The sequence below is a fragment of the Lentzea sp. NPDC060358 genome, from assembly GCF_042725365.1.
In the GTDB taxonomy this organism is placed as follows: domain Bacteria; phylum Actinomycetota; class Actinomycetes; order Mycobacteriales; family Pseudonocardiaceae; genus Lentzea.
In genome coordinates, this window is sequence record NZ_JBHXCW010000062.1 from 1 (window position 1) to 24,582 (window position 24,582).

A 24,582-nucleotide genomic window follows, 5' to 3' on the forward strand; every position below is an offset into this window, starting at 1 on the left:
GGTTACGGTGTGGGAGAGTAGGTCGCCGCCGAACTTAATTTGCCCTGCGGGTCGAGCGCCACAAGCGCTCCCCGCAGGGCTTTTTTTGTGTTTCGGATCCAACGCTGTGGTCGCCGCGGCGGCTGACCGGGTGACGCCCTCCCGGCGAGCGGGTGACGCGAGTCAAGGCCGGCTTCCCTGTCCCTACCGTGATCGTCATGAACGAGCAGTGGGCAGGGGAGGCACCTTTGCGGTGGCGAGCGCGCAGGAGGCGGGGCAGGCACGCCCGCGAGCCCGCGCCGTCCTCGCAGTCGCTCCTGTCCGCAGTGCTCGGCGTCGTGCTGCTGGTGTGCCTGATCCTCCTCCTGCTGACGTACCTCTAGCGGGACTGCAGTGCGCCGAACGCCACGGGCAGTGCACCATCACGAGCCGGCGGTCGGCGCCAGGAGCCTGGACGACGACCAGGTGGATGGTCGTGGATCCAGGTCACCCTGTCGGCGCTGAACACGGGAGCGCCGTTCCCCGTTGGTGAAGCGAGACCAATGCCGCATCGGGGAACGGCGCTTCACCCGGCGGACGGCCGGCTACACGTCGCTCTTCTCGACCGGGACGGGACGCAGGTCCCCGGTCGGGAACCGCCGCTCGTTGCGCTCGATCTTGGCGAACGCGGCCTCGACCAAGTCGACGCCCAGCTTGTCCGCCAGCCGCGTCAAGTAGTGCATCACGTCCGCGAGCTCGTCCCGCACGTTCCACGCGAGCTCCGGGTCCTCCATCGCGTTCTGCGCCTCTTCCGGCGTCAGCCACTGGAACAGGTCGGTGAGCTCGCCGACCTCCCCCGACAACGCCATCACCAGGTTCTTGGGCGTGTGGTACCTGTCCCAGTCACGGGCCGCGGCGAACGCCCGCAACGCATCCCTCAGGTCCACAAGGTCACGCTCACTCATGTCCACTGAGTACCACGTGGACGAACGAGCAAGGACGTCGGCCGATCAATCATGGATCGTCCGTATCAATGTTGATTGGCTCGAATCATGTCAACGTTGAGCGCAATCAACCCTTCCATGGCCGACGGCAGCGTCCTGGTCCTGGGAGCCACCGGCAAGACCGGTCGTCGCGTCACCGGCCTCCTCGGCCCGGTGGCCCGGCCCGCGTCGAGGTCGTCGGCCACGAGGTTCGACTGGTCGGAACCCGCCACCTGGGAGCCGGCGGTCGCCGGCACCACCGCCGTCTACGTCGTCCCACCGGAGAACCCGGCACTGCTGGCCGAGTTCGTGCCGCTGGCGGTGCGGTCCGGTGTCACCGGACTCGTGCTGCTGTCGATGCGCGGCGCCCCCGACGACGACCCGTTCGAGGCGGCGGTCATGAGCTCGGGTGCCGGGTGGACGGTGCTGCGGCCGACCTGGTTCATGCAGAACTTCGACGAAGACCTGTTCGCCGAGCCCGTCCGGCACGGTGAGGTCGCCGTTCCCGCCGGGCAGGGCGTCCACCCGTTCATCGACGTCGCGGACATCGCCGAGGTCGCCGTCGCCGCCCTGACCCGCGACGGCCACGCCGGCCAGACCTACGAGCTGAGCGGGCCGGAGGCGTTGTCGTTCACCGAGATGCTGGCGCGGATCACCGCGGTGACCGGCAAACCCGTCCGCTACACCGACGTCGGCCCCGACGAGTTCGCCGCCTCGCTGCGCGGTCTCGGCTACCCGGACGAGATCGCCGACCTGGTCACGATGCTGCTCGTGCGCATCCGCACGGGAGAGGAGGCGCACCTGTCGGACGGCGTGCAGCGGGTCCTCGGCCGCGAGCCGCGCACGTTCGCGGACTACTTGGGCAGCAGCAGCTTCGCGTGAAGGCCGCGCGTGCCCTCGTTGGTGATGACCGCTTCGCAGAGCGCGCGCCCGGTGCGGGAGCGCCACTCCTGCACCATCCCGTTGTAGCGCAAGCCCGACGCATGGGTGAGCTGGCCGATGCGTTCGCCTTCGAGCAACACCTCAAGGGTGTGTTCGCCTGTGTGGGGGCCCTTCGTGACGCGGCAGTCCTTGAGTTCCGCGATGACATGGACTGGAGTGCGGCCGTTGACCACCCGGTGCAGCACGTGCTGATGCGCTTCCTCGTCCGTGATGGGCACCTGGTGTTCGGCGGGCAACGTCGGTGCCGTGCCGAGGACCTCGTGGTCGAGCAGCAGAAGTCGCGGTGCGCCTAGATGCAGGTGCACCGCGAAGCGCGGACCATCGGTCAGGATCCGGGCCGGGCACGAGCCCAGTTCGCCGCGGTCGGCCAGTTCGAGCAGCAGCGGCTGGTAATCGGCCGCCTGGTCGCCCCGCAGGTAGCCGGCGGTGACCGCCGAGCCGTCGCCGCGCAGCAGGTCGACCCGCACGGTCCTCCCGGACTCCGGCACGAGGACCGCGGTCGCGGGGACGGCTCCGTCGACCCTGTGCGTGGACGAGTGCCGGGCGATCTCGGCGAGGACGTCCTGGTGGTTGCTCTCGCCGACGATCGCGATGCGCCCGGCCGTCGACAGCCGGCGGAGGCGGGAGCGGGTGCGCGTCGGGGTGATCGGTTCCGAGGCGTGGTTGTGCTTGGTGCCGGCGAACATCAACGCGAACAACGCGAGGCCGATGACGAAGCCGAGCGGGCCGAACGCGACGGTGAGGACCAGCGCGAGGACGGCGACGGCGATGAGTACGGCTGCGGGCGAGGGCTCTGTGCGCTGCTGCATCGTCATGGGGCATCCTCACGACTCGGCGTCCCGTCACTCTCAGTGTCGGTTACGCCGGAGGATGTGTTTCACAAATCGCTCGTTTGGCCTAATACAACGGGCTGATAACTCCAACCTGTAATTGGCCGGTGACGCGGATCGGGGTCATCGGCCAGCGGAGAGCACGGGTTCTCCTCGGCGAGCTTCTGCGTCGCACCGGCGGAGACCCACGCCCGCCCGGTGCCGTAGGAGATCGCGCCGAAGAAGAGCGCACCGAACAGGAAACCCCAGCCGTCGGTGAAGACGCGGAACACCGAATAGCCGGTCATCGCCACCGTGAGGACGCTCAGCACGAGCAGCACGTGGTGGCCGCCGTGCCGGACCTTGCGCTGACCGGTCTGGGAGAGCTGGGCCTCGCCGAGGTCCCACAGCTTCTTGGCGCTCGCCCAGCGCGCGCTCTCCAGCGGCGGCCGCGGCTCCGGCTTGGCCCGCGCCTGCGCGCGCTCGACGACCAGGCGCAGCGCCGCGTCGACGTCGTCCACGGGCACCAGCCACTCCTGCCCGGAGCCGATGACCCGCAGCGCCGGTCCCGGGGTGATGGTGAGTTCGCTGGTGTTGCCGAACCGCCACTGCGCGGGCGCGTCCACCACCCCCGCCTCGACGTGGCCGATCCGGTCGAACGGGATCGCGACCCGGCCGACCGGCGACTCCCGGTACCGGGGAGGGGGGAGCCTGTCGAGCAGCAGCCGGCGCGACTGCACCCGCAGCCGGCCTCCGCCGCGAAGTCCGATGAGGACCTCGACGGCCGAGCGCCGCACGTCGCCGCTGATCGGCCGCGACACGATCCGCGCCGCGAGCCGGGCCAGTCCCCACGACACGAGCGGCAGCGCCACACCCAGTGCGATCGCCCAGCCGGTACCGGTGACCAGGCCGACGAACGCCGTCGGCACCGACGGCAGCAGCGAGATCCGCGGCCACGCCGCCGTCCTCCACCACAGTCCCGCGAAGAGCAGGAACGCCACCGGCACCGGCCAGAACCCGGCGAGCGCCGTGACGTTCCCGACGAACCCGGCGACGAAGTCGAACTCGGCCGGCTCGCCCGGCAACGACCGCTGGAACAGGTACGACGACAGCGTCAGGTACCCGAACGGCACGCCGGCGCAGCTCAGCACGATGAGCGGAACCGCGGCGAGGTACCGCAGGAACATCATCCGGTTCGTTCCCCCTCAGTGGACCAGGGTGAGACGAGCCCGTCCCTTCGGTCCGCGTTCGCCGCCACCCGGCAGCGCGGTCAGGACCAGCCCGAACACCAGCCCGTTGAGCTCTTCGAGGCCCAGGTTCAGCTCTTTGGCGACGTGCAGCGGCGTCGTGCCGTTCTCGCGGAGGACCCGGAAGACCTTGGTGAGCAGCTTCGAGGGCTCCCGGCGCGTCATGCCGCCGTGCGCGAGGCTGAGCACGTTCGCCCGCAGCACGAACCGCTCCCTCGCGACGTGCCAGTGCCGGTGGTCGGTGCCCCGCAGCTCCTGCCGCGGCATGAGGAACTCGGCGGCGAACTCGTGCGGCTCCGCGTGCCCGAGCAGCACCGCGAGCTGCACGGCCGCGTCGAACCGGGCCTGCTCCGGCGTCGCCGTGGGGGTGAGGAACACGTACGGCGTTCCGTTGTGCCAGCACGAGAACGCTTCCTGTGCGACGCAGTCGACCGGCAGCGAGAACACCCGCACCCCGTGCGACTCGAGCAGCTGCACCATGTTGGGCGCCGGGCTGTGGTCGAGCCGCCAGCTCAGGCGCGTGCCGTCCGGCGACGTCCTGGGCGGTGGCAGGTCCGGCTGGGGCAGCACGAAGAGGCGCTCGAGCCACCCGTTGAACTCGATCGCCAGCTGGGCCGCCGCCGTCGCCTGCGCGTCGGGCGGCGCGTTCTGCGGCCGGGGCGGTTCCGGCGCCGCGAGGAACGCCTCCGGGAACCCGAGAGCCCCGGCCAGCGCCTCCACGGTGACGGCCTTGGGCCGGCGCACGCCGCGCTCGTACTCACCTATCGCCCGCGCCTGCACGCCGGCCTTGCGCGCGAGCTCGGCAGCGGTGAGACCGCGCCGGCAGCGGGCGAGCGTGAGTCGCGAGGGCGTGAGCATGATCGGGCAATTGTGGCCCTCGCCGCGCCGCCGTGCGAGGCGGGTCTCGTGAAGTGGACGGTCAGCAGGTCACGGCGATCCGGCGGCGGGGACCACGCACCTCACCGCCGCAGCGCGACCGGGAAGTCCACCTCCTCGGGGCCGTCCGCGGTGGGCGTCGCGCGCTGCGGGAACTCCATCGGCGGCAACACGATCCGGTGCGCCCACCGGTCGATGACCTGGTTCTGCGGCGTGGGCTCCGGCTGCGACACCTCCCGGTAGACCACGAGCCGGTCCTCCAGCTGCACCGGGTACGTGACGAGGAACCACAGCTTGAACCCCTCGCTGCGCACGTTCTCGAACAGCGCGAACTGGTCGTGGTCGTTGTCCCGCATCATCGCCGCGATGGCGGGCCCCTTCGCGTAGTCGCTGCGCAGGGGCGCGCCGGGCGAGCCCGTGCCGCGGTTGCCCTGCAACGTCCCGAGCAGGATCGGCCGCGTCGGGTGCCGGACCAGCCCGGCGTTCCAGTGGTCAAGCCGCTGCCACCCCTCGCCGGCCAGCAGCTGCCGCAACGTGCCGACCCGGTGGATCCAGTCGAGCAGCCCGGGGGCGTTGGTGGGCCCGAACGGCGGCGAGGCGCCGCGCGCGTCGATGCCGGCGGCGATGGCGCGGTCGAGGACCTGCCGGCGCAGCCCCAGCTCGGCGAGCCGCTCGTCGGTGCCGGGGGTGAGCTTGCGGAAGGCGGCGTTGGTCATGGCTCGACGGTAGCGACGGGGTCTGACAATTCCGGGAGACTGAGGTCGTGTACCGCTACGTCGACGCAGGACCGGCACCCGCCGCCTCGTCGGAGGCTACGTCCGGGGTGATGCGCAGGACCCGCCGGACCGGCACGGCTCCGGAGCTCGCGGTGCGCAGGGCGCTGCACCGCAGAGGGCTGCGGTACCTGGTGGACGTCTCCCCGCCCGGCACCAACAGGCGCCGCCGCGTCGACGTGCTGCTGCGTGGCGCCCGGATCGCGTTGTTCGTCGACGGCTGCTTCTGGCACTCGTGCCCGGAGCACGGGCAACTGCCGAAGGCGAACCGCGAGTGGTGGCGGGTGAAGCTGCACGGGGTGGTGGTCCGCGACCGCGACACCGACGGCCAGCTCACCGCGGCGGGCTGGCTCGTGGTCCGGGTCTGGGAACACGAAGACCCGGACGAAGTCGCCGTCCGGGTCGCCGCGCTCGTCGCGTCCCGCTCGCTCAGGCCGCCACCGGCGTGAGCTGGTGCAGCACGTCCCGCTCACCCAGCCGCTCCTGCGCCCACTCCACCACCGCGCTCTCCTGCGCGAAGAGCACGATCTGCCGGTCCTCCGACAACCGCAGCAGCAGGTCGAGCACGGCCCGTGTGCGGGTGTCGTCTGCCTGCACCGTGACGTCGTCCAACAACAACGGGCACGTCTCGGTGGCGAGGTGCTGGGCCAAGGCCACGCGCAGGAGCAGGTAGACCTGCTCGGAGGTGCCCAGAGAGAGGTGCGACGCCTCGCACCACGTGCCGGAGGAGGAACACACGCTCACGGTCAGGGATGCGGAGTCCACTGCCGCGTCCACGTAACGGCCGTCGGTCACGAGGGGCAGCCACGTTCGCAGGGTCGACTCCAGGGCCGGGGCGATCGTGCTGTGCACCTTCTCGCGGGCCGCGGTCAGGTAGCGGGACGCCAGGTCGATGGCCTCGACCTCGGCGGTCACCCCGGCCAGCTCGGCGGCGGCGACCTGGACCGCCTCCTCCGCGTCCGGGACGCTCGGCAGGCCGCGGGACATCTCCGCCACGGTCGCCGCCAGCGCCTGGGCGGACTCGGCCAGGGACGGGTCCACCTGCTCGCACGTCGCGTAGCGGGAGGCCTCCTCCAGCAGGGTGGCGTGGTGGGTCTGGGCCGCGGAGAGGGTGGCTTCGAGGTCGTCCAGGGTGCCGTCGGCGCGCAGTGCCTGCAGCTCCGCCCACGCGTTGCGTTCCTCTTCCGCCTCGCGGAGCAGGTCGTCCCAGCCGCGCTGCCACTCGGCGATGGCGCGGAGCAGGTCCTCCGGGCGTTCGCCGGTGCGGCCGATGGCGGTCACGGCGTGGCGTAGCAGGGCGACGGCCCTGGTGTGCGCGACGGTGGCCTCGGTGACGGCGGCCTCCGCCTGGCGGCGGTCGGCCAGGGCCTGCAGGAGGTACGGGCGCTGGGCGGCCATCGAGGCCTGGCGGGCGCGGACCTTGCAGTCGGTCTCGTAGTCCACCAGCAGGTCCGGCACGGACATCGCCGCGTCCACCCTGCCGCGGGCCGCGAGCTCTACGCGGACGGCCTTCTCGGTGCGCGCCACCTCGCACACCAGGTCGGCGTGCTCGGCCTCCCAGGCCGCGCGGTTCGCGAGGCGCCACAACGTCTCGCGGTCCGCCGGCACGCCCAGGGAGGCGCACGCCGCGACGGCCTCGTCGTTGCTGCGGACCGCTTCGGACGCCACGGCGCGCCGGCCCTCGGCCTCGGCCAGGGAGCGGTCGGCGGTGAACAGGCGGCCGCGTGCTTCCGTCGCGGCGGCGGCCTGGTCGGCGGCGAAGGCCACGGCCGCCTCACGGGCGGGCGCGTTGCCCCGGGACAGGGCGCCGCCGGTGCCGGCGACCAGCGCGGCCACCAGCACACCCGCCGCGGCCAGTTGCTGGTCCACCATGAACAGCAGCAGGCCCACCAGCGTCGTCAGGCAGCTCAACGCGATCAGGGCGTTGCGCAGGAACGGGTTCGGCAGCGCGATCTCCTGCACGCGGGCCGCGGCCACGTCGGCCTCGACCTGCGCGCGGGCGGCGGCCCCGGCGGCCTCCTCCCGCGCCTGGCGGGCGCCGTCCACCTCGATCGACGCGGTGGTCAGGCGGGCCCCGCCGGTCGGGTCCAGCCGGGTGGCCAGACCGCGCAGCACCGACGGCTCGGCGGACGTCGGCGGCGACGGCATGCGTTCGCGGTGCGCCGAGGCGACGGCGGACGCGGTCTCGTAGGCCGTGGCCACGACGCGGAGCTCGTCGTCCAGCGCGGTCTCGCCGACCGGGATCGCGGGCAGCGCCCTGAGCTCGGCCTCCAGCGCCGCGGCCGACGGACCGGTCAGCACGCGCGGGGTCGGGGCCGCACGCCACGCCGCGAGCGCGCGGTTCACCACGTGCGTCAGCTCCTCCTGCGCGGCCAGGCCGGACGGCGGCGAGTCGCCGAAGCGGTCCTGCAACGTCGTCAGGCGCGCCATCCGCGTCGTCAGCCCGTCGAGGACCGCGGAGTGCTCCTGCACGGCCAGGCGGGCGCGGGCGGCGGCCGCAGACCTGGCCTGCGCGCCCAGTTCCAGGTACCGGGCGTGCGCCCGGCGCGCGGCACCCAGGTCCGTCTCGGCCTCGCGCAGGCGGTTCGTGGCCTCGCGCAACGCGTCGACCGGCGCGGTCAGCCGCTGCAACGCCTGCTCCACCGTGCCGTCGGTGCCCGCGGTGGCCGCGGCCCGGCGCAGGTGGTCCTGCAGGCCGTCGGCCTCGTCCAGCACGCTCAGCAGCGCGGCCTGGTCCACGCACGCGGTGGCGGCGAACGACGTGCGGTCGAGCCCCAGCCGTTGCGCCACGTCCGGCGCGGAGTCGTCGTTGAGGTCACGGTCCACGGCGACCACCTCGCCGGACTCGAGCGACACCATCGCCGCCACCCGCCACGACTCGCCCTGCCACGGGCGGTGCCGCGCCGACGGGTCGCCGCACAACGCCGCGCGGATCGCCGCGTGCCACGACGACTTCGCGGACTCGTTCATCCCGGACACCACGGTCAGTCCCGGCGCGAGCGGCAACGTCCTGTCGTGCAACGGCCCGAACGCGTGCGCGGTCACCGACTCGATCTTCATCGTTCCTCCAGCGCGCGCAGTCCGGTCGCGAGCACGCGGCTCCGCAACGACGTCTCCAGCGACTCGTCCGCCAGCACGTCCCGCACGAACTGGCCGCGCACGGTCCGTTCGGCTGCCACGGCGTCGAAGTCCAGCAACGGGAACGCCTTCTCCGAGTCGAGCCAGTCGAGCGACTTCGACGCCGACACGTCGAACACCTCGCGCGACACCGAACCGTCGTCGTGCACGGTGCACAGCACGGCCCCGCGTTCGCCGGTCTCGCCGGGCGTCAACGGGTCCGGGTTGCCGGGGAACGTGTGGTGCTCGGCGTGTTCGGGCGTGTGCACGTGCCCGAGGAACGCGTGGTCCAGGCCGGTGATCGTGACGTCGTCGGGCGCGGAACCGTGGCACAGCGCGAGGTTCACGCCGCCGCGGTTCACCGCGAAGCCGTCGAGGAAGTCCTTCGCCGGGCCGGGCCCGACGTGCGCGGCGCCCCAGAGCGTGACGCCGTCGGCGATCTCCACGGGCGTCAGCGACCCGGAGGAGAACACGTGCACGTTCGGTGTCCAGTCCACCTGCCGGTAGACCGACTGCGGCCCGTACCAGTCGTCACCTCCCGGGGCCAGGAACACCGGCACCGCGCAGTCGAACGACGACCGCAGGAACGAGGCCGTGGTGGGGGAACAGCGGTCGTGCTCGTACAGGTCGCCGGCGCAGAGCACCGCGTCGACTTCGTTCTCCTGGGCGAGATCGACGATGCGGCCCAGCGTGTCGCGCAACGCCTTGCGTCGCGCGGGACCCGCGTTGGGGAAGCGGGTGTCCAGGTGCAGGTCCGCGAACAGCAGCAGTTTCACCGGTGCCTTCAGTGGAGTTCGATGGTGCCGAACAGGGTCAGGGTCGACTGCAGAGCCGCGACGACGTCGGCGGTGTCGGCGTGCCAGCCGCGCAGCTCGTCGATCGTCGGGGTCAGCTCGTAGCCGTGGTGGCGGATCGCGCGGCTCAGGGCGTGCCACAGCTGGGAGGTCTCGTAGGCCACGTCGGCGTCGACGTGCGACGGCAGGCTCAGCAGCAGCGCGTGCACCGGGTGGTCGGTGTGCTCCGCACCGCAGGCGCGCGCCACCGACCGTTCCACCGCCGTGCGCAACAGCTCGGCACAGCACCGGATCCGCACACCGTCGAGCTGGTCCGGACGTGCCAGCAGGTTCGCGACGCACGTGAGCCGGTCCTGCACGTCCGGGGGGAGCGTCATCTCTGCAGCCACCCGGCAAGCAGTTCGGTGTCCCGGATCAGCACGTCCAGGTCTCCGCTGTCGCCGCCTACCCGGCACGCCTGCAGCAGGTCTACCGCCCATGATCCGACCACGTCCTCGAGGTGGGGCATCAACTTCGCCGGTTCCGCGTGCTCGTCGAGCACGGCCAGCGCGATCGTCTGCTTCGTCGTCAGCGCGCCTTCCAGCACGCGTTCGACCTCGGCGTGCGGGGTGCCGCGGCTCAGCCGCTCACGGCGGAACCGGGCGTGCGACGCCGCTTCCAGGGCCGCCCGGCAGCACGACGCCACCAGTTCGGCGCGCAGCGCGTCCGGCAGGTCCTCGTCCACCCGCATCGCGCGGGCGTCGTTCAGGCACCGGCCGACGGGGTCGTCGGACATCCGCACCTGCACCACGGACTCCTCGCCGCGGCAGACCTCCCAGACCGTGGCCGAGAGCCGCAGCCGCCGCAACGCCTCCACGAGCCGTTCGTCGTGCGTGAAGACCACGACCTGGCGGGTGAGGCCGACGTCGGCGAGCACCTGCGCGAGTCCGTCCACTTTGGACGGGTCCATCGCCTGCACGGGGTCGTCGATCATCACGAACCGGAACGGGCTCTCGTCCACCATGGCGCGCGGCAGGAACAGCGCGAGCCCCAGCGAGTGCAGCTCGCCCTGGCTCATCACCGCGAGCGCCGAGTTCGAGACGCCGTCGACCGACACGTCCAGCTCGACGTTGCGGGTGCCGCCGAGCCGCACCGCGCCCAGGTCGACGTTGCTCTGCTGGCGCAACCGGTGCCAGATGCGCTGCGACTCCTTGGCGAACGGCGCGATGCGCTCCGACCGCAACGTCGCCGCGGCCTTGTGGATCCAGTTCTCCGCCTCCGTCACGTCGGCGAGCACCTCGGAGTCCGCGAGCGCCTGCTGCGCCTGGGAGTGCCACTCGAACAGCGCGACCGCCATCGGCCGCCACACCAGGTCGCGCCGGTCGATCTGCTCGCGCGCCACGGACTTCAGCTGCTCCACCGCCACCACCAGCTCGGCGTGGCGGTCGAAGGCCTCCTGGCGCAGCCGCACCGGGTCGTCGATCGACGCGCACGCCTCCCAGGCCTGCCACGCCTGCGACACCGCCGTCGTGTCGAGGATGCCCTGGATCTCCTGGAGCACCTCCGGCACCGGCACGCACAACCCCCGCACCGCCGCGACCGCGAGGTCCAGCTCGTCGGCGGCGTCGTGCAGCTCCGCGGCGGCCCTGGCGAGGTGCTCGGCGCGCTGCCGGGCCTTCACGAGCCACATCCCGTCGAGCCGGCCGAGGTCGCACACCGGGCACGTCTTCGCGCCGCCGGACTCCTGCAGCTGGATCGCGAGCCGCAGGATCTCGCTGGAGCGCAACGAGTCCTGCGCGTTGGCGGTCGCCACGGCGGTCACGGCGCCGAGTGCGGCGTCGAGCTTCTCGCGGCACCGGACGACCTCGTCGTCGGGCGGCAGGGCCAGGTCGACGACCTGGTGCAGCAGGCCGGTGCCATTGCCGACGTCCGTGCCGAGCGCGAGGTCCGCGATGGCGTCGAGGTCGGGGGAGGAGCTGCCGAGCAGCTCGGCGGCGCGGCGGGCCCGTTCGTCCGGCGACGCGGCCAGCTCCGCGCGGACGCGTTCCCGCCGGTCGTAGGGCCGGGCGACGACGTCGGCGAGGCGTTTGCGGTGCTCGGCGAGCGACTGCTGCGCCTCGGTGATCGCCTCCAGGCCGAGGAAGCGGTGCATCGCCTCGTAGAGGTCCTCCGGCTGGGCGTCGAGGACGGTCCCCAGCTCGCTGTAGGGCAGGAACGGCCGGTAGGTCTCCAGCGCGTCGTGCCAGCGCAGGTCGTCGAACGGCTCGCCGTCCTGCGTCCACTCGCCCTGCCCGATCTCCTCCTCCGGCGACCAGGACCTGCGGATCGTCGTCCGGCCCGGCCGCGCGGCCTGCACGAGGTCCAGCTCGACGGCGGTGTCGGCCTGGTGCAGGTTGCGCCAGCCCTGCCGCCACACGTCGTGCCGCGCACGGGTCCAGCGGGCGTTGTAGCCGGTCAACGCCAGTTCCGCGGCTTCGGCGAAGCTCGACTTGCCCGAACCGTTGCGTCCCGTGACGACGGTCAGCCCCGGGCCCGGCGCCAGCGGCAGCCGTGCCTGCGGGCCGATGCCGCGGAACCCGCGCACGCGGATCTCCGACACGAAGATGCCGTGGCCGGGGCCGTCGGTCTTCTCCCTCGGGGTCTCCTCCTGCACGGGCGCACCGCTCAGCGCGCGGTCCAGTGCCGCGACGCCGCGGCACGCCGCGAGCACCAGTTCTGCCGCACGTGGGGTGAGATCGTCCTTGGCCAGTCTCCCGGCCATCAGTTCGAGTAACCCGGCTTCACCCGCCACGGTCACATTTCCTCCAGCTGCAACCACTCGATAGGGCGGCAACCTAGGCAGCAAATGGGACCTACTGGTGAGTACTCACACGATCGAGTGGTGTTACATAGGGTGACTGAAGTAGTCCGCCCTCGTCAGGGCCCCCACACTTCCAGGGCCCTGATCACGAAGTACGCGTCCGGCACGTAGGTGCCGTGCTTCGGGTAGGTGGTGAACTCGGCCTCGGTGGAGCAGTTCTCGCGCTGGTACACGCTCGCGTCCCTGCTCAGGCGGTTGACGAAGGACCTGCCGACGATCGAGAGCGGGATGCACTCGTCGGGGTTCGCCGATTCCAGGTCGAGGCGCTGCACCGTGCCGGTGTAGTCCGGTCCCGTCCACACGCAGAACTCGCCCTTGTCGCAGGACTTGTCACTCTGCGCTACGGCGACCCCACTGGAGGCGACCGCTCCGGCGGTGATCGCCAGGGCGGTGATGAGGCTCTTCGTCGGCATGGGCGCACCTCTCGTCGGGGACGAGTGTGCGTCCGTTCGGGTCAATCGGCCAGACGATCTTGGAGCGCCTTCGCGTCGCGCGGCGCGTAGGCCTTCGCGTCGTTGTCGAAGTAGACGAACACGTCGCCGTGCTCGGCCCAAGCGCGCACCTTCTCGGCCCACAGGTCGAGGCCTTCGGCGGTGTAGCCGCTGACGTACAGCTCGTCGTGGCCGTGCAGCCGGACGTAGACGAAGTCGCTCGTGACCTCCTCGATCAACGGGTACTTGCCGGCCGCGTCCGCGACGACGAGCGCGATGTCGTGCCGCCGCAGCAGGTCGACGAACTCGGGCGTCCGGTAGCTCTCGTGGCGGATCTCGAGGGCGTGGCGCACCGGCCGCTCGGCGTCCGTGGTCGTGTGCGCCGGGTCGACGCGGTGGTCGTGCCGCTTCGCGATCTCGGCGGCCTCGGTGGTGGTGCGGGGGAGACCTGCGAAGAACCCTGTGAGCAGGTCCGCGTCGAACTTCAGCGTCGGCGGGAGCTGCCAGAGGACCGGGCCGAGCTTCGGGCCCAGGGCGAGCACGCCGGACGCGAGGTAGTTCGAGAGCAGCTCGCTGCCGTCCTTCAGGCGCTTCATGTGGGTGATGAAACGGCTGCCCTTCACCGAGAACACGAAGTCGTCCGGCGTCTCGGCGGCCCACCTCAGGTAGCTCGACGGCCGTTGCAGCGAGTAGAACGAGCCGTTGATCTCGACCGAGCCGAGTTGCTCGCTCAGGTAGGCCAGCTCGCGCTTCTGCGTGACGCCCTTCGGGTAGAACGTGCCGCGCCAGGGCGGGTACACCCATCCCGAAGTGCCGATCCTGACCTCGCCCATCTGGCTATCGTGGCACGGTGGAGGAATACCTACAGCGCATCGGCGCCTCGCGCACGTCGTCGCTCGCCGAGCTGCAAGAGCGGCACCTGCTGAGCGTCCCGTTCGAGAACCTCGACACCCACCTGGACACCAGGATCGTCCTGGAGATCCCGTGGCTGCACGAGAAGATCGTCGGACGCCGCCGCGGCGGGTTCTGCTACGAGGTCAACGGGTTGTTCGCGGAGTTGTTGCGGGACCTGGGTTTCACGGTCGAGCTGCTGTCCGCGCGGGTGTTCGGCGACGAGCGCAGGCTCGGGCCGCCCGGCGACCACGTGGCGCTCGTCGTGGACGGTGAGTGGCTGGTGGACGTCGGGTTCGGGACGTTCTCGCTGCACCCGCTGTCGTGGACCTCGCGCGAGGAGCAACGGGACCCGGCCGGCGTGTTCCGGCTGGAGGACCACGGCGCCGACGTGGACGTGTTCCACGACGGCGAGCCCGCCTACCGGCTCGACCGCAGGCCGCGCGAGCTGGCCGAGTTCGTGCCGACCTGCTGGTGGCACCAGACCGCGCCGGAGTCGCACTTCCGCAAGGGACCGATGGCGACCCGCCCGTTCCCGGGCGGGCGGATCACCGTGACGGACAAGCAGGTCGTGGTGACGGAGAACGGCCACAAGACCTCGACCGAGGTCGAGGATCCCGCGGCCGCTTTCCTGGAGCACTTCGGAATCGAGTTCGAGCCGGGTCACTTCCGGCAGAGCAACGCGTCCGGTGTCCTGCGCCAGTTGTAGGCCACGCCGGCGAGGTGTTCGTCCTGGGCGCACTGGCCCTTGTAGTGCCCGTTCGCCCAGTCACCGCCGAGGTCCGGCCGGTTGTCACCGCGGTCGAACCAGACGACGCGCGTGGTCGTCCCGCTCGCGACCGGAGCGCAGACCAGCGTGAAGTTCGCGTACCCGACGGCCGCGTTCCCGCTGGGGCACTGGAGCTTCGTGTACCCCACGGCCCAGTCGCCGGTCACGTGCTGCTCGTTGGTCACGCGCGTCGTCCCGCTCCACTGCGGACCGCTGGCGCACAGACCGCGGCCGCCCGTGTGGCTGATGCCGATGAGCTTCTCGTTCTGCGGGCACGATTCCTTGAGCAGCATGTTGAACCGGTTCTCGCGCGGGACCTGCCCGGTGCGGCTCGGGGCGGTGACGAGGCGGTTCCACGCGCCCTGGCGCCAGTCGTCACCGTCGTTGACGCTGATCCGGTTGCCGCCCGCGTCCCAGCGCAGCAATGCCCAGCTGTTGCCGGAGCGGTTGGTGTGGAAGCCGACCAGCGGCCAGTAGGCGAAGTCGGTGTCCTGGGCGATCAGCTGGTCGACGAACCGCTCGAACCAGTCGCGCGCCTTCTGGTTCGACTCGTCGATGCCGCCGACACCGAACTCGCTGATCCACAGCGGCGCGGTGAAGTGCTTCTGCGCCTCGGTGATGTAGAACGCCTGGCGCTGCAGGACGTCCTTCAGCTCCTGCGGCGACAGGTCCTGGTAGCGCGGGTCGGTCGTCTCGCCGATACCCGTGGCGCCGCTGTGGTTCGGCCCGGTGTAGCCGTAGAAGTGGGCGCTGTAGACGAGCTTCTCGGGGTTCGCGAGCGTGTGGCTGAGGAACCGCGCCGGCTCCAGCGTCGGCCTGCCGTGCGCGAAGCCGTCGACGGGGATGCCGAACCAGTTGATGCCCTCGACGATGACCAGCAGGTCCGGCGCGACCTGCTGGAGGCGGTCCGCGGCCTGCTGCGAGGCCTTGTGCCAGTCGTGGTCGTTGCCCCAGCCCCAGTTCGGGTCGTCCCAGACGTTGCGGCGCACCTCGTTGTAGAGGTCCGCGCCCACCACCCGTTTGTTCGCCTTGTAGCGGTCGGCCATGAACGCCCAGTCGGTGATCCACTGGTCGGTGCTCTGGCTGGTGTTCCACCGCTCGTTGCCGTCGACCCCGCAACACCACCGCGACGTCGTGGTGTGGTTGTTGAGGATGACGGCGAGGTCGTTGCGCGTCAGTTCCGCGACGACGGCGTCGTAGACCTCCAGCGGCCGCTTGCCGTTGAGCTGCGCGTCTTTCAGGCCCGTGACGGGGGTGGTGTCCTTGATCATCTGGTTGGAGAACGGCAACCGGATGCTGTTGACGCCGATCTCCTTGAAGCCGCTGATGATCGTCGCCATCGTGGCGCGGCCGAGGCCTAGCGGGACCTGGTCGGCCTTCTCGCCGGCGTGGTGGGTGGCGGGGTCGTTGATGTCGCCGGAACCGTTCCAGGTGCCGCTCGCACCGTGCCAGTTGCCGGACTTGAGCTTGAAGCGGTCGCCGTTGGCGTCGACGATCCACCGTCCGCGCGTGCTCAGCGGACCGGTCCACTCTGCGGCGGAGGCCGGTTCCGCGTGCGCGGGAGCAACGAGACTCGCGGCCAGGAGCAGGGTGGCCGAGACGCGAATCATTCTCATATCTGAACAGGTTAGCGGTGCAGGAGCTTTCTGAGAACGTCCTCGTTGTCCTCGGGGCGGACGGCCACGTCCACACCGATCAAGTCGATGACCGCGAGCCGTCGGCCTCCGAAGTCCACCCTGATCTCCCGGCGTGCGGTGGGTGAGGTCGATGGGTGCACGATCGCCGCACGAAGCAGATCCGCGTCTGGTGACGTGTAGGCGCTGGCATAGGTGAGAAGCTGATGAATGTCTTCGCGACTCACCTTGCCGGTGTCGTAGTCCTTGTACTTCGCGTCGACCGCGAGCTCACCGCCGTTTGCCCGTGCCACCGCATCCGGTTTGAACAAGGCCAGATCCTTGCCCGGTCTGCTGACGTGGATCGGTCGAATCACCGCAGCGTTGCCGACCATCTTGTGCACCAAGCGCTCCCAGAGGACGTGCATGATCAACAGATGGGATTCGCCGACGAGGTGGCGGGGGAGGAAGAGATCGGACACACCACCGGAGCGCAGAACGACGCTCGCCCACGAGTGCGCCTGGCGATAACGCAGGTTCAGCCGGTTGTGCCGGACGCGAGCCAACGTTTGACGGGCTGTTTCGACCGAGCAGGTGGGAAATCTCGCGGCCAACTGGTTGGCTTTGGTGCGGAGGTCTTCACGAAGGGTGGTGCGCGCCGCGTATCGCAGGGCTGCCCCGCAGATGCGGTTCTCGCAGATGTCTGTCGACCGGTCGAACGTGCGCACGTGCAACTTGTCGATCATGCCGAAGCGTAGAGTCGCCTGCTTCGCCACGTCCAGGCTGCCCCGCATTACCCCGTCCACCGCCTCCCGCCTCTGGTAGTCCTTGCGCAGTTGGGCAGCAAGGAGCAACCGGCACTCGTTGATCAACGCCTCTACGACCATGTCACCGAAGTGCGACCCGTCCGTGTCCCAGGACGATGTGCGGGAATGGGTTGGATGTGACTGGTTCGTCGCGTAATGCAGCCAGTGCAGCAGCATGTCGCCACGCACGTCGACCTTCGGTCGCACTTGGAGTACTGCGTTGTCCAACCGCAGCGACCCGGTGACACCTCGGGTTGTCAGTGCCCAACCCTCGGTTCCGCGCTGCAACCGGAAGTACTTGCCCAGCGTTTGGTCGGTCAGAAGGCTCAGGTCTGCCTCTGTGAGGTCGAACCGCAACAACTGCGTGCTGTGCTCCCGCACGTCAACCAGCAACATCAGTGCCCGCTTCGGCCTGGAACTCCTCGGACAACAGCGTGACCAGTTCTTCCGGTGACATGTCGGGCGGGACGTTCAGTGCCTTGCCCAATATGGCGCCCAGAAGCTGTTGGTCGTTGATGGTGCTGTCTTCCAGGAGAGGCACCACCTCGTGGAAGAACACCGCGTGCACGTCTGTCTCGTTGTCGAGGGGCTTGTCGTTGAGCAGGAAGTAGGAGTGACCGATCTGGAAGTCGGGACTCAGGTGCGTACGAACTCGGGAGTTCAACGCTTCCAAGAGCGTCCTCAGGTCCAACGGCCCGATTTCACCTGCCACGACCTCGTAGTCCGTGTTGACCCCCTGGAACTCGAACCGCCTGCGGATCGCGGCGTCGAGGTGAGCGACGCTGCGATCCGCGGTGTTCATCGTCCCGATGATGTAGACGTTGGGAGGAACGTTGAAGACCTTGCGACTGGTCGGCAGTACGAAAGAACGGCCCCTCTTGTCCCGCTCGAGATAGGTGATCAACTCACCGAGCACGCGAGCGAGGTCGGCCCGGTTGATCTCGTCGATCACCAGGACGTAGTTGCGGCCCGGATCTTTGCGGGCCTTCTCGCACACGTCGAGGAAGATGCCATCGGTGAGCTTGAGCGTCAGGCCGCTTCCTCCGTCTTGTGGCTTGTAACCCTCGACGAAGTCCTCGTACCCGTAAGAGGGGTGGAAGGTCGTGTCGACAACGCGGTTTTCGGCGAACGCGACGGCTGCGAGTCGGGCCAGGCGGGTTTTGCCGGTACCTGGCGGGCCGTAGAGCACCACCTGCTTCTTGCGGTGCAGGCCCTCGATGACCTTCTTGATCTCAGGATCCAGTTCCTGCTGGGCCTGGCCCACCGGAAGCTTCTTGGCCTGGATCTTCTGCCACAGCGCGGGCTTCACGGGGGCGAAGGTGCTCACCCAGGAGTTGACCGGCTCGTCGAACTCCTGCTCGTAGGAGGTGTCCCAGTTGACGCTCAGCGTGTGCCTGTACGTGCTCTTCGAGGAGTCGAACCTGTACCCGTCATCGGTGACGGTGCCGACGGCGAGGACCTTGGACTTGCCCTCGTTCGCGACCACCCGTGACCCAGCCGGCAGGTCGCGAAAGTAGCGCAGCAGTTTGGTCGCTGTGGTCTTGTGCCAACGCCCGGACTTCTCCGGGTACGCGCCGGCCAGAGCATCGCTGAGGTCATCAGGGCCGGCGTAGTTGCCGAGATCGTCGTCGATCGCGTCCCAGCCGACTCGCATGACCCCTTCCTGAACGCATTCCTTCCAGAACTCGCCGCCACGGCCGGGGGCTATTTTCACGATCGACTCCGTCGCGCCGCGAGGGTCGAAGGCTTGGTACAGGAACCAGGCGACTTCGTCGAAGGTCCACTTCGACAACACCGGGTGCTGTGTCACGAGGCCCTTCAACTGAAAGCCCAGCTGCCAGGACAGACCGTTGTGCACTGGCTCGTCGCCGAAGATGCGGATGTAGTGCCGCAGATGTGCGGCCGAGAAGATCGGCAGCAGCGCCTCGGGGAAGTAGACCGAGATGGCCTTGGTGGTCAGGGCCTGCCCGTGTCTGAGGAAGGTGAGCTGGTCGAGCGTGTCGAACTCCCCTGTGCGAACCGCCTCGAAGGCGCGCACGAACTGATCGCGCAGTCTGGACCAGGCCTCGTCGATCGGGAATTCCGCGAGCGAGCCCGCTCGGTACCACGACCTGTCCGAGCGGCGGCGGTAGATGATGTGTTTCGCCGAACTGCCGCCTTTGATGCTGCCGAGGTAGGGCGTCTGGAACTCCATCAGGCGGCAGAACGACTCGCCGCCGGTGCCGAGCGCGTACAGGTCCACGCGGAGATGGGGCCAGTCCGTCAACGGGTACTGGGCGAGGACGGCGGCCCGTTCACCCTCGATCAGCCCCAGTCGGTGATCCATGTCCGGCTTTCCGAACTCCTCCACGGCTTGCTGAAGATCCACTTCACCGGACACGGATGCTCCTCACGACGGCTACCTGGAGGCATCATCGACCTTTAGGGACGAAATGTTGAGGGAATCAGTCGATCCATCAGGTCGAGCGCGTTGCGCGGTGCGGCGCCGTGCATGGTGTTGTCGAAGTAGACGTACGTGTCGCGGTCCCACTCGCGAACCTTCCGCGCCCACTCGCCGAGTTGCTTGTCGCCGTACGAGCTGATGTACAGCTCCTCGTGCCCGTGCAGCCGGACGTAGGCGAAGTCGGCGGTGACGGCCTCGATGCACGGGAACGTCGGCGCGTCGCTCACGACGTGGGCGACGTTGTGCTCGTGCAGCAGGTCGAAGTAGGTGTCGGTGCGGAACGACTCGTGGCGTGGTTCGAGGGCGTGCCGGCCCGGCGGGAGCAGGGCCAGGAAGTCGCCGAGGAGGGGCGCGTCGAAGCGCGTGCTCGGGGGCAGTTGCCAGATGACGGGACCCTGCTTGGGGCCGAGGGCGAGCGACTCGGTGAACGCCGTGAGCGCGTCCTCGGTGTGGCGCAAGCGTTTGTCGTGCGTGATCAGCTTCGGGCCCTTGACGGCGAAGACGAAGTCGTCCGGTGTCTCGGTGACCCACTTGCGGTAGTAGGCGGGTGGCTGGAGGCGGTAGAACGAGCTGTTGATCTCGATCGTGCCGACGTGCGAGGCCAGGTGGCTGAGCCAGAGCCGCTGCGGGACGCCGCGGTAGAAGCCGTCGCGCCACTCCGGGTAGCGCCAGCCCGAGGTGCCGATTCTGATCATGCCGCTGGGATAGCCGGGCGCCGCTGTAGCTACTCCGTAGCACCTTTTCGGCGATTGAGCTACAGTGGTGGCATGAAGCTCAAGGCCATCGGGCAGCGCGAGCTCCGCAACGACAACGCGGAGATCATGCGCCGTGTCGAGGCGGGTGAGAGCTTTGTCGTCACCCGCAACAACAAGCCGGTCGCGCAGCTCTCGCCGTACCACGCCGAGGCCGTGACCAGGCCCTCGCTCGGCGACGTGCAGGCGCTCTTCGGTGCGCTGCCGCCGATCGACGCCGACCGGTGGGACGCCGACCGCGCGGCCGCCGACGAGCTCTTCGGTGCGGACGACCCGCTGGACGGCCCGTGGCCGAGCTGAGCTGCCTGCTCGACACCTGTGTGCTGATCAGGCTCGAGCGGGCGGACCTGGGCGGCTACGTGCACGCCCGGCCGTTCCTGAGCGCCGTCACGATCGCGGAGCTCGCGTTCGGGATCGACGTCGACGACCCGGTCGAACGGGCGGCGCGCACCGAGCGGTTCTACGCGGCGCAGCAGACGTTCGAGGTGCTGCCGTTCGGGCTGGAGGAGGCCAAGGTCTACGGGCAGATGGCCTCGCTCGTGCGCCGTGCGGGCCGTTCACCCCGGCCGCGGCGGATGGACCTGCAGATCGCGGCCACGGCGGCGGTCGCCCGCATCCCCGTGCTGACGATGAACGTCAAGGATTTCCGGGACCTCGGCCGGCTCGTGGAGGTCGTGCCGATCCGTCAGGCCTGAGTCCGGTACCGGTTCCGGCGAAACAGACCGGATCGGGGCGCCGAAACGGCTAATGATCCCGCCATTCCCGCCGATACGGGACGTATGACTGTCACGGACATCGCTACGTGGGGCACGGCGGACCACGTGCGAGCCGCTCTCGAACGTGAGCTCGAAGGCGCGCTGGTCGAGGTTCCCCAGGACGACGAGGCGCCCCGCTGGGCGTTCAGCGAGGCGTTGCGCAGGTCGTTGATGCTGCGCCAGAAGCACCCGTTCGACGTCGTCGCGCTCGGCCTGCCGGACCTGCTGCGCTACCGCGACCTCGTGGCCGGCTCCGAGGTCACGCTGCGGGCGACGAAGATCGAGGCCTACTTCATCCGCCGGGACGGCACCGCGGAGCAGTACCTGTCCGAGAACGGGTGAAGCCCCGGCTCCGTCGAGAGAGCCGGGGCTTCGAAAGCAGGCACTAGGCGGGCACGGACGCCACGCCGGGGGCCAGGAACCGCTTGCCCGTGACCTTCTCCGAGATGCCGGTCCGGTCGAGGTACGGCGTGATGCCGCCCAGCCAGAACGGCCACCCGGCGCCCAGGATCATGCACAGGTCGATGTCCTGCGCCTCCGCGACCACGCCCTCGTCGAGCATGATCCGGATCTCCTCGGCCAGCGCCTCCAGCGCGCGGTTCTTCACCTCGTCACCGGTCAGCGGCGTGGAGCCGAACTCCCACAGCGCCAGCACCTCGGGGTCGACGGTCTGGTTGCCGGACGAGTCCCACTGCCAGACGGCGCCCTTGCCCGCGGCGACGAACTTCTTCATGTTCTCCGACACCGAGAAGCGGTCGGGGAACGCGCCGTGCATCGTCTCCGACACGTGCAGCGCGACGGCGGAACCGACCAGCTGCAGCAGGATCATCGGCGACATCGGCAGGCCGAGCGGCTCGGTGGCCCTGTCGGCGACCTCGAACGACGTGCCCTCGTCGACCGACTTGATGACCTCGCCCATGAAGCGGGTCAGCAGGCGGTTCACGACGAACGCGGGCGCGTCCTTCACGAGCACCGAGGACTTCTTGAGCTGCTTGCCGATCGAGAACGCCGTGGCGAGCGTGGCGTCGTCGGTCTGCTCGGCGCGCACGATCTCCAGCAGCGGCATGACCGCGACCGGGTTGAAGAAGTGGAAGCCCACGACGCGCTCGGGGTGCTTGAGCTTCGACGCCATGTCCGTGATGGACAGCGACGACGTGTTCGTGGCGAGGACCGCCTCGGGGGAGACGTGCTCCTCGACCTCGGCGAACACCTGCTGCTTCACGGCGAGGTCCTCGAACACGGCCTCGATCACGAAGTCGGCGTCGGCGAACGCGGCCTTGTCGAGCGAGCCGGACACGAGCGCCTTCAGGCGGTTCGCCTCGTCCGGCGAGATGCGGCCCTTGCCGGCGAGCTTGTCGACCTCGGCGTGCACGTAGCCCACGCCCTTGTCGACACGCGCCTGGTCGATGTCGGTCAGCACGACCGGCACGTGCAGGCGGCGCAGGAACAGCAGCGCCATCTGCGAGGCCATCAGGCCCGCGCCGACCACGCCGACCTTGGTGACCTTGCGCGCCAGCGACTTGTCCGGCGCGCCGGCCGGGCGCTTCGCCCGCTTCTGCACCAGGTTGAACGAGTACAGGCCCGCGCGCAGCTCGTCGCTCATGACGAGGTCCGCGAGGCCCTCGGTCTCGGCGGCGTAGCCCTTGTCGAGGTCGTTCTCGCGCGCCAGCTCCAGCAGCTCCAGGGCCTTGAGCGCACCCGGCGCCGCGCCCTTGGTCTTGCCGTGCACGATGCCCTTGGCCCGCGCGACGGCGGCGTCCCACGCGTCACCGCGGTCGATCTCCTTGCGCGGCACGGAGATCTCGCCGCGCACGACGCCGGACAGCCACAGCAGCGACTGCTCCAGGTAGTCGGCGGAGTCGAACAGCACGTCCGCGATGCCCAGCTTCAGCGCGTCGGCCGGCTTGAGCATCTTGTTCTGGTTCAACGCGTTCTCGAAGATCACCGTCACGGCGTCGTTCGCGCCGATCAGGTTCGGCAGCAGCTGCGTGCCGCCCCAGCCCGGGAACAGGCCCAGGAAGACCTCGGGCAGCGCGATCGCGGCCGCGTTCGACGCGAGCGTGCGGTAGTGGCACGACAGCGCGAGCTCGAGGCCGCCGCCCATGACCGCGCCGTTGACGAACGCGAAGGTCGGGACGTCCGAGTCGGTGAACTTCCGGAAGACGTCGTGGCCGAGCTTGCCGATCGTCACGCCCTGCGAGCGGTCGGTCGCCTGCTCGACGGCCGTCAGGTCCGCGCCGACCGCGAAGATGAACGGCTTGCCGGTGACGGCGATGGCGGCGGGGGAGGCCGCGTAGGCCTCGTCGAACGCCGCACCGAGCGACACCAGCGACTGCGGGCCGAACGTCGACGGACGGGTGTGGTCCAGGCCGTTGTCGATCGTGATGAACGCGACCGGCTTGTCGAGCCCGGGCACGGTGATCAGACGCGTCTTGGCGTGGGTGACGACCTCGTCGGGGAAGATCGCCTTTGCTTCCTCAGAAGTGATGGTCACTTGCCACTCCGCTGCGTCGAATCAAAGTGGGGGTTCTCCCAGATGACCGTTCCACCCATGCCGATGCCGATGCACATGGTGGTGAGGCCGTAACGGACGTCCGGACGTTCGGCGAACTGACGCGACAGCTGCGTCATCAGCCGCACGCCGCTGGAGGCCAGCGGGTGACCGGTCGCGATCGCGCCGCCCCACTGGTTCACGCGCGGGTCGTCGTCGGCGATCTTGAAGTGGTCGAGGAACGCCAGCACCTGCACGGCGAACGCCTCGTTGATCTCGAACAGGCCGATGTCCTCGATGGACAGACCCGCGCGGGACAGCGCGCGCTCGGTGGCGGGCACCGGGCCGACACCCATGACCGACGGGTCGACGCCCTGGAACGCGTAACCCACGAGGCGCATGCCGACCGGCAGGCCGAGCTCGCGCGCGGTCTCCTCCTCGGCGAGGATCGCGCCGGTCGCGCCGTCGTTCAGGCCGGCCGCGTTGCCCGCGGTGACCCGGCCGTGCGGGCGGAACGGCGTCTTGAGCTTGCCCAGGTCCTCGACCGTGGTGCCCGGACGCGGCGGCTCGTCGGCCGTCGCGAGGCCCCAGCCGTTCTCCGCGGAACGGGTCGCGACCGGCACCAGCTCGGGGCCGATCTTGCCCGCGGCCAGCGCGGCCGCGTACTTGGCCTGCGAGGCGGCGGCGTAGGCGTCCGCGCGGTCCTTGGTGATCTCCGGGAACCGGTCGTGCAGGTTCTCCGCGGTCTGGCCCATGACCAGCGCGCTCGGGTCGACGATCTTGTCCGACAGGAAGCGCGGGTTCGGGTCGACGCCCTCGCCCATCGGGTGGCGGCCCATGTGCTCGACACCGCCGGCGATCACGACGTCGTAGGCGCCGAACGCGATGCCGCTCGCCGCCGTGGTGACGGCGGTCATCGCGCCCGCGCACATGCGGTCGATGGCGTAGCCGGGCACCGACTTCGGCAGGCCCGCGAGCAGCGCCGCGGTCCGGCCGATCGTCAGGCCCTGGTCACCGGTCTGCGTGGTCGCGGCGATGGCGACCTCGTCGACGCGCTCCGGCGGCAGCTCGGGGTGCCTGCGCAGCAGCTCACGGATGACCTTGACGACGAGGTCGTCGGCACGGGTCTCGGCGAAAATGCCCTTCGGGCCGGCCTTGCCGAACGGCGTGCGGACGCCGTCGACGAAGACCACGTTCCGAACGCGTGCCGGCGCTGCTGGTGCGGCCACGGCGTCTCCTCACTTGTGGTGACAACTCTGTCCACTCCGGAGGGGCTGCGCGAGGTTCCCTACC

At 70.0% G+C, this 24,582-nt stretch carries 24 protein-coding genes; 7 read left to right on the plus strand and 17 right to left on the minus strand.

Going from position 1 to position 24,582, the window contains the following annotated elements; translation table 11 throughout:
* Positions 1-197 precede the first annotated feature (197 nt).
* Complete coding sequence (locus tag ACFWGZ_RS15830; RefSeq protein WP_382452230.1) at positions 198-362, plus strand: hypothetical protein; 165 nt, start codon at positions 198-200, stop codon at positions 360-362.
* A gap of 201 nt (positions 363-563) precedes the next feature.
* Here the strand turns inward: ACFWGZ_RS15830 and ACFWGZ_RS15835 are convergent, their stop codons facing one another.
* Complete coding sequence (locus ACFWGZ_RS15835; RefSeq protein ID WP_382452231.1) at positions 564-923, minus strand: nucleotide pyrophosphohydrolase; 360 nt, start codon at positions 921-923, stop codon at positions 564-566.
* A gap of 96 nt (positions 924-1,019) precedes the next feature.
* On the opposite strand from ACFWGZ_RS15835, the gene ACFWGZ_RS15840 reads away from it, so the two are divergent.
* Positions 1,020-1,823: an SDR family NAD(P)-dependent oxidoreductase gene (locus ACFWGZ_RS15840; RefSeq protein ID WP_382452232.1), complete on the plus strand. Its 804-nt coding sequence runs from the start codon at positions 1,020-1,022 to the stop codon at positions 1,821-1,823.
* On the opposite strand, the gene ACFWGZ_RS15845 is transcribed toward ACFWGZ_RS15840, so the two are convergent.
* The 4 genes from ACFWGZ_RS15845 to ACFWGZ_RS15860 all read right to left on the minus strand — a co-directional run bounded on the left by ACFWGZ_RS15845 (position 1,796) and on the right by ACFWGZ_RS15860 (position 5,531).
* Positions 1,796-2,698: a hypothetical protein gene (locus tag ACFWGZ_RS15845; protein ID WP_382452233.1), complete on the minus strand. Its 903-nt coding sequence runs from the start codon at positions 2,696-2,698 to the stop codon at positions 1,796-1,798. The two genes, ACFWGZ_RS15840 and ACFWGZ_RS15845, sit on opposite strands and share 28 nt — an antisense overlap.
* 62 nt (positions 2,699-2,760) lie before the next feature.
* Complete coding sequence (locus ACFWGZ_RS15850) at positions 2,761-3,882, minus strand: hypothetical protein (RefSeq protein ID WP_382452234.1); 1,122 nt, start codon at positions 3,880-3,882, stop codon at positions 2,761-2,763.
* Positions 3,883-3,897: 15 nt separating this feature from the next.
* On the minus strand, positions 3,898-4,797 hold the full coding sequence (locus ACFWGZ_RS15855; protein WP_382452235.1) for a helix-turn-helix domain-containing protein: 900 nt from the start codon (positions 4,795-4,797) through the stop codon (positions 3,898-3,900).
* 101 nt (positions 4,798-4,898) lie between these two features.
* On the minus strand, positions 4,899-5,531 hold the full coding sequence (locus ACFWGZ_RS15860) for a hypothetical protein (protein WP_382452236.1): 633 nt from the start codon (positions 5,529-5,531) through the stop codon (positions 4,899-4,901).
* Between the two features lie 47 nt (positions 5,532-5,578).
* Here ACFWGZ_RS15860 and ACFWGZ_RS15865 point away from each other — a divergent pair, with 47 nt between their 5' ends.
* Positions 5,579-6,037, plus strand: coding sequence for a very short patch repair endonuclease (locus ACFWGZ_RS15865; RefSeq protein ID WP_382452237.1), 459 nt, complete (start codon positions 5,579-5,581; stop codon positions 6,035-6,037).
* On the opposite strand, the gene ACFWGZ_RS15870 is transcribed toward ACFWGZ_RS15865, so the two are convergent.
* From ACFWGZ_RS15870 to ACFWGZ_RS15895, 6 genes are all read right to left on the minus strand, one after another.
* The gene (locus ACFWGZ_RS15870) at positions 6,018-8,648 is read right to left on the minus strand and encodes an AAA family ATPase (RefSeq protein ID WP_382452238.1); all 2,631 of its coding nucleotides are present in this window, start codon (positions 8,646-8,648) and stop codon (positions 6,018-6,020) included. The genes ACFWGZ_RS15865 and ACFWGZ_RS15870 overlap by 20 nt on opposite strands.
* Entirely contained in the window at positions 8,645-9,481 is an 837-nt protein-coding gene (locus ACFWGZ_RS15875; protein ID WP_382452239.1) for an exonuclease SbcCD subunit D, read from the minus strand. Before ACFWGZ_RS15875 ends, ACFWGZ_RS15870 begins: the two co-directional genes overlap by 4 nt.
* Before the next feature lie 8 nt (positions 9,482-9,489).
* Entirely contained in the window at positions 9,490-9,876 is a 387-nt protein-coding gene (locus ACFWGZ_RS15880) for a hypothetical protein (RefSeq protein WP_382452240.1), read from the minus strand.
* A complete protein-coding gene (locus tag ACFWGZ_RS15885) occupies positions 9,873-12,239 on the minus strand; it encodes an AAA family ATPase (protein ID WP_382452241.1) in 2,367 nt (788 codons plus the stop codon). The genes ACFWGZ_RS15880 and ACFWGZ_RS15885 overlap by 4 nt, the downstream gene beginning before the upstream one ends.
* Before the next feature lie 155 nt (positions 12,240-12,394).
* The gene (locus ACFWGZ_RS15890; protein WP_382452242.1) at positions 12,395-12,751 is read right to left on the minus strand and encodes a peptidase inhibitor family I36 protein; all 357 of its coding nucleotides are present in this window, start codon (positions 12,749-12,751) and stop codon (positions 12,395-12,397) included.
* 41 nt (positions 12,752-12,792) lie between these two features.
* Entirely contained in the window at positions 12,793-13,602 is an 810-nt protein-coding gene (locus tag ACFWGZ_RS15895; protein WP_382452243.1) for a DUF72 domain-containing protein, read from the minus strand.
* A 17-nt stretch (positions 13,603-13,619) separates the two neighbouring features.
* Here ACFWGZ_RS15895 and ACFWGZ_RS15900 point away from each other — a divergent pair, with 17 nt between their 5' ends.
* A complete protein-coding gene (locus ACFWGZ_RS15900; protein WP_382452244.1) occupies positions 13,620-14,369 on the plus strand; it encodes an arylamine N-acetyltransferase in 750 nt (249 codons plus the stop codon).
* Here the strand turns inward: ACFWGZ_RS15900 and ACFWGZ_RS15905 are convergent.
* Genes ACFWGZ_RS15905 through ACFWGZ_RS15920 form a run of 4 tightly spaced genes read right to left on the minus strand, consistent with a single transcriptional unit; the run spans position 14,324 to position 19,986 of the window.
* A complete protein-coding gene (locus ACFWGZ_RS15905; RefSeq protein ID WP_382452245.1) occupies positions 14,324-16,045 on the minus strand; it encodes a glycoside hydrolase family 5 protein in 1,722 nt (573 codons plus the stop codon). The genes ACFWGZ_RS15900 and ACFWGZ_RS15905 overlap by 46 nt on opposite strands.
* Before the next feature lie 11 nt (positions 16,046-16,056).
* Complete coding sequence (locus ACFWGZ_RS15910) at positions 16,057-17,244, minus strand: McrC family protein (protein ID WP_382452246.1); 1,188 nt, start codon at positions 17,242-17,244, stop codon at positions 16,057-16,059.
* Positions 17,231-19,228, minus strand: coding sequence for an AAA family ATPase (locus ACFWGZ_RS15915; protein WP_382452247.1), 1,998 nt, complete (start codon positions 19,226-19,228; stop codon positions 17,231-17,233). Before ACFWGZ_RS15915 ends, ACFWGZ_RS15910 begins: the two co-directional genes overlap by 14 nt.
* 41 nt (positions 19,229-19,269) lie before the next feature.
* Positions 19,270-19,986, minus strand: a complete 717-nt coding sequence (locus ACFWGZ_RS15920; RefSeq protein ID WP_382452248.1) for a DUF72 domain-containing protein — start codon at positions 19,984-19,986, stop codon at positions 19,270-19,272.
* Between the two features lie 72 nt (positions 19,987-20,058).
* Between ACFWGZ_RS15920 and ACFWGZ_RS15925 the strand changes: the two genes are divergently transcribed.
* The 3 genes from ACFWGZ_RS15925 (at position 20,059) to ACFWGZ_RS15935 (ending at position 21,140) form a co-directional block, all read left to right on the plus strand.
* Positions 20,059-20,343, plus strand: a complete 285-nt coding sequence (locus tag ACFWGZ_RS15925; RefSeq protein ID WP_382452249.1) for a type II toxin-antitoxin system Phd/YefM family antitoxin — start codon at positions 20,059-20,061, stop codon at positions 20,341-20,343.
* Positions 20,331-20,738 (plus strand): type II toxin-antitoxin system VapC family toxin, encoded by a 408-nt coding sequence (locus tag ACFWGZ_RS15930; RefSeq protein WP_382452250.1) that lies wholly within the window; start codon positions 20,331-20,333, stop codon positions 20,736-20,738. Before ACFWGZ_RS15925 ends, ACFWGZ_RS15930 begins: the two co-directional genes overlap by 13 nt.
* Positions 20,739-20,822: 84 nt before the next feature.
* Positions 20,823-21,140 carry a hypothetical protein gene (locus ACFWGZ_RS15935; RefSeq protein ID WP_382452251.1) on the plus strand — a complete coding sequence of 106 codons (318 nt, stop codon included), beginning with the start codon at positions 20,823-20,825 and terminating at the stop codon, positions 21,138-21,140.
* Positions 21,141-21,183: 43 nt separating this feature from the next.
* Here ACFWGZ_RS15935 and ACFWGZ_RS15940 read toward each other — a convergent pair whose 3' ends face one another.
* Together ACFWGZ_RS15940 and ACFWGZ_RS15945 are read right to left on the minus strand one after the other, a co-directional pair.
* Positions 21,184-23,292: a 3-hydroxyacyl-CoA dehydrogenase NAD-binding domain-containing protein gene (locus tag ACFWGZ_RS15940; RefSeq protein WP_382452252.1), complete on the minus strand. Its 2,109-nt coding sequence runs from the start codon at positions 23,290-23,292 to the stop codon at positions 21,184-21,186.
* Positions 23,289-24,518: a thiolase family protein gene (locus ACFWGZ_RS15945; protein WP_382452253.1), complete on the minus strand. Its 1,230-nt coding sequence runs from the start codon at positions 24,516-24,518 to the stop codon at positions 23,289-23,291. The genes ACFWGZ_RS15940 and ACFWGZ_RS15945 overlap by 4 nt, the downstream gene beginning before the upstream one ends.
* Between the last annotated feature and the right edge of the window lie 64 nt (positions 24,519-24,582).

Excerpts from the sequence above, each read along its gene's own strand:
- ACFWGZ_RS15830 (WP_382452230.1), top strand. The coding sequence starts at position 198 with ATGAACGAGCAGTGGGCAGGGGAGGCACCTTTGCGGTGGCGAGCGCGC.
- ACFWGZ_RS15835 (WP_382452231.1), bottom strand. The coding sequence starts at position 923 with ATGAGTGAGCGTGACCTTGTGGACCTGAGGGATGCGTTGCGGGCGTTC.
- ACFWGZ_RS15845 (WP_382452233.1), bottom strand. The coding sequence starts at position 2,698 with ATGACGATGCAGCAGCGCACAGAGCCCTCGCCCGCAGCCGTACTCATC.
- ACFWGZ_RS15850 (WP_382452234.1), bottom strand. The coding sequence starts at position 3,882 with ATGATGTTCCTGCGGTACCTCGCCGCGGTTCCGCTCATCGTGCTGAGC.
- ACFWGZ_RS15855 (WP_382452235.1), bottom strand. The coding sequence starts at position 4,797 with ATGCTCACGCCCTCGCGACTCACGCTCGCCCGCTGCCGGCGCGGTCTC.
- ACFWGZ_RS15860 (WP_382452236.1), bottom strand. The coding sequence starts at position 5,531 with ATGACCAACGCCGCCTTCCGCAAGCTCACCCCCGGCACCGACGAGCGG.
- ACFWGZ_RS15870 (WP_382452238.1), bottom strand. The coding sequence starts at position 8,648 with ATGAAGATCGAGTCGGTGACCGCGCACGCGTTCGGGCCGTTGCACGAC.
- ACFWGZ_RS15880 (WP_382452240.1), bottom strand. The coding sequence starts at position 9,876 with ATGACGCTCCCCCCGGACGTGCAGGACCGGCTCACGTGCGTCGCGAAC.
- ACFWGZ_RS15885 (WP_382452241.1), bottom strand. The coding sequence starts at position 12,239 with ATGGCCGGGAGACTGGCCAAGGACGATCTCACCCCACGTGCGGCAGAA.
- ACFWGZ_RS15890 (WP_382452242.1), bottom strand. The coding sequence starts at position 12,751 with ATGCCGACGAAGAGCCTCATCACCGCCCTGGCGATCACCGCCGGAGCG.
- ACFWGZ_RS15895 (WP_382452243.1), bottom strand. The coding sequence starts at position 13,602 with ATGGGCGAGGTCAGGATCGGCACTTCGGGATGGGTGTACCCGCCCTGG.
- ACFWGZ_RS15905 (WP_382452245.1), bottom strand. The coding sequence starts at position 16,045 with ATGAGAATGATTCGCGTCTCGGCCACCCTGCTCCTGGCCGCGAGTCTC.
- ACFWGZ_RS15910 (WP_382452246.1), bottom strand. The coding sequence starts at position 17,244 with ATGTTGCTGGTTGACGTGCGGGAGCACAGCACGCAGTTGTTGCGGTTC.
- ACFWGZ_RS15920 (WP_382452248.1), bottom strand. The coding sequence starts at position 19,986 with ATGATCAGAATCGGCACCTCGGGCTGGCGCTACCCGGAGTGGCGCGAC.
- ACFWGZ_RS15925 (WP_382452249.1), top strand. The coding sequence starts at position 20,059 with ATGAAGCTCAAGGCCATCGGGCAGCGCGAGCTCCGCAACGACAACGCG.
- ACFWGZ_RS15935 (WP_382452251.1), top strand. The coding sequence starts at position 20,823 with ATGACTGTCACGGACATCGCTACGTGGGGCACGGCGGACCACGTGCGA.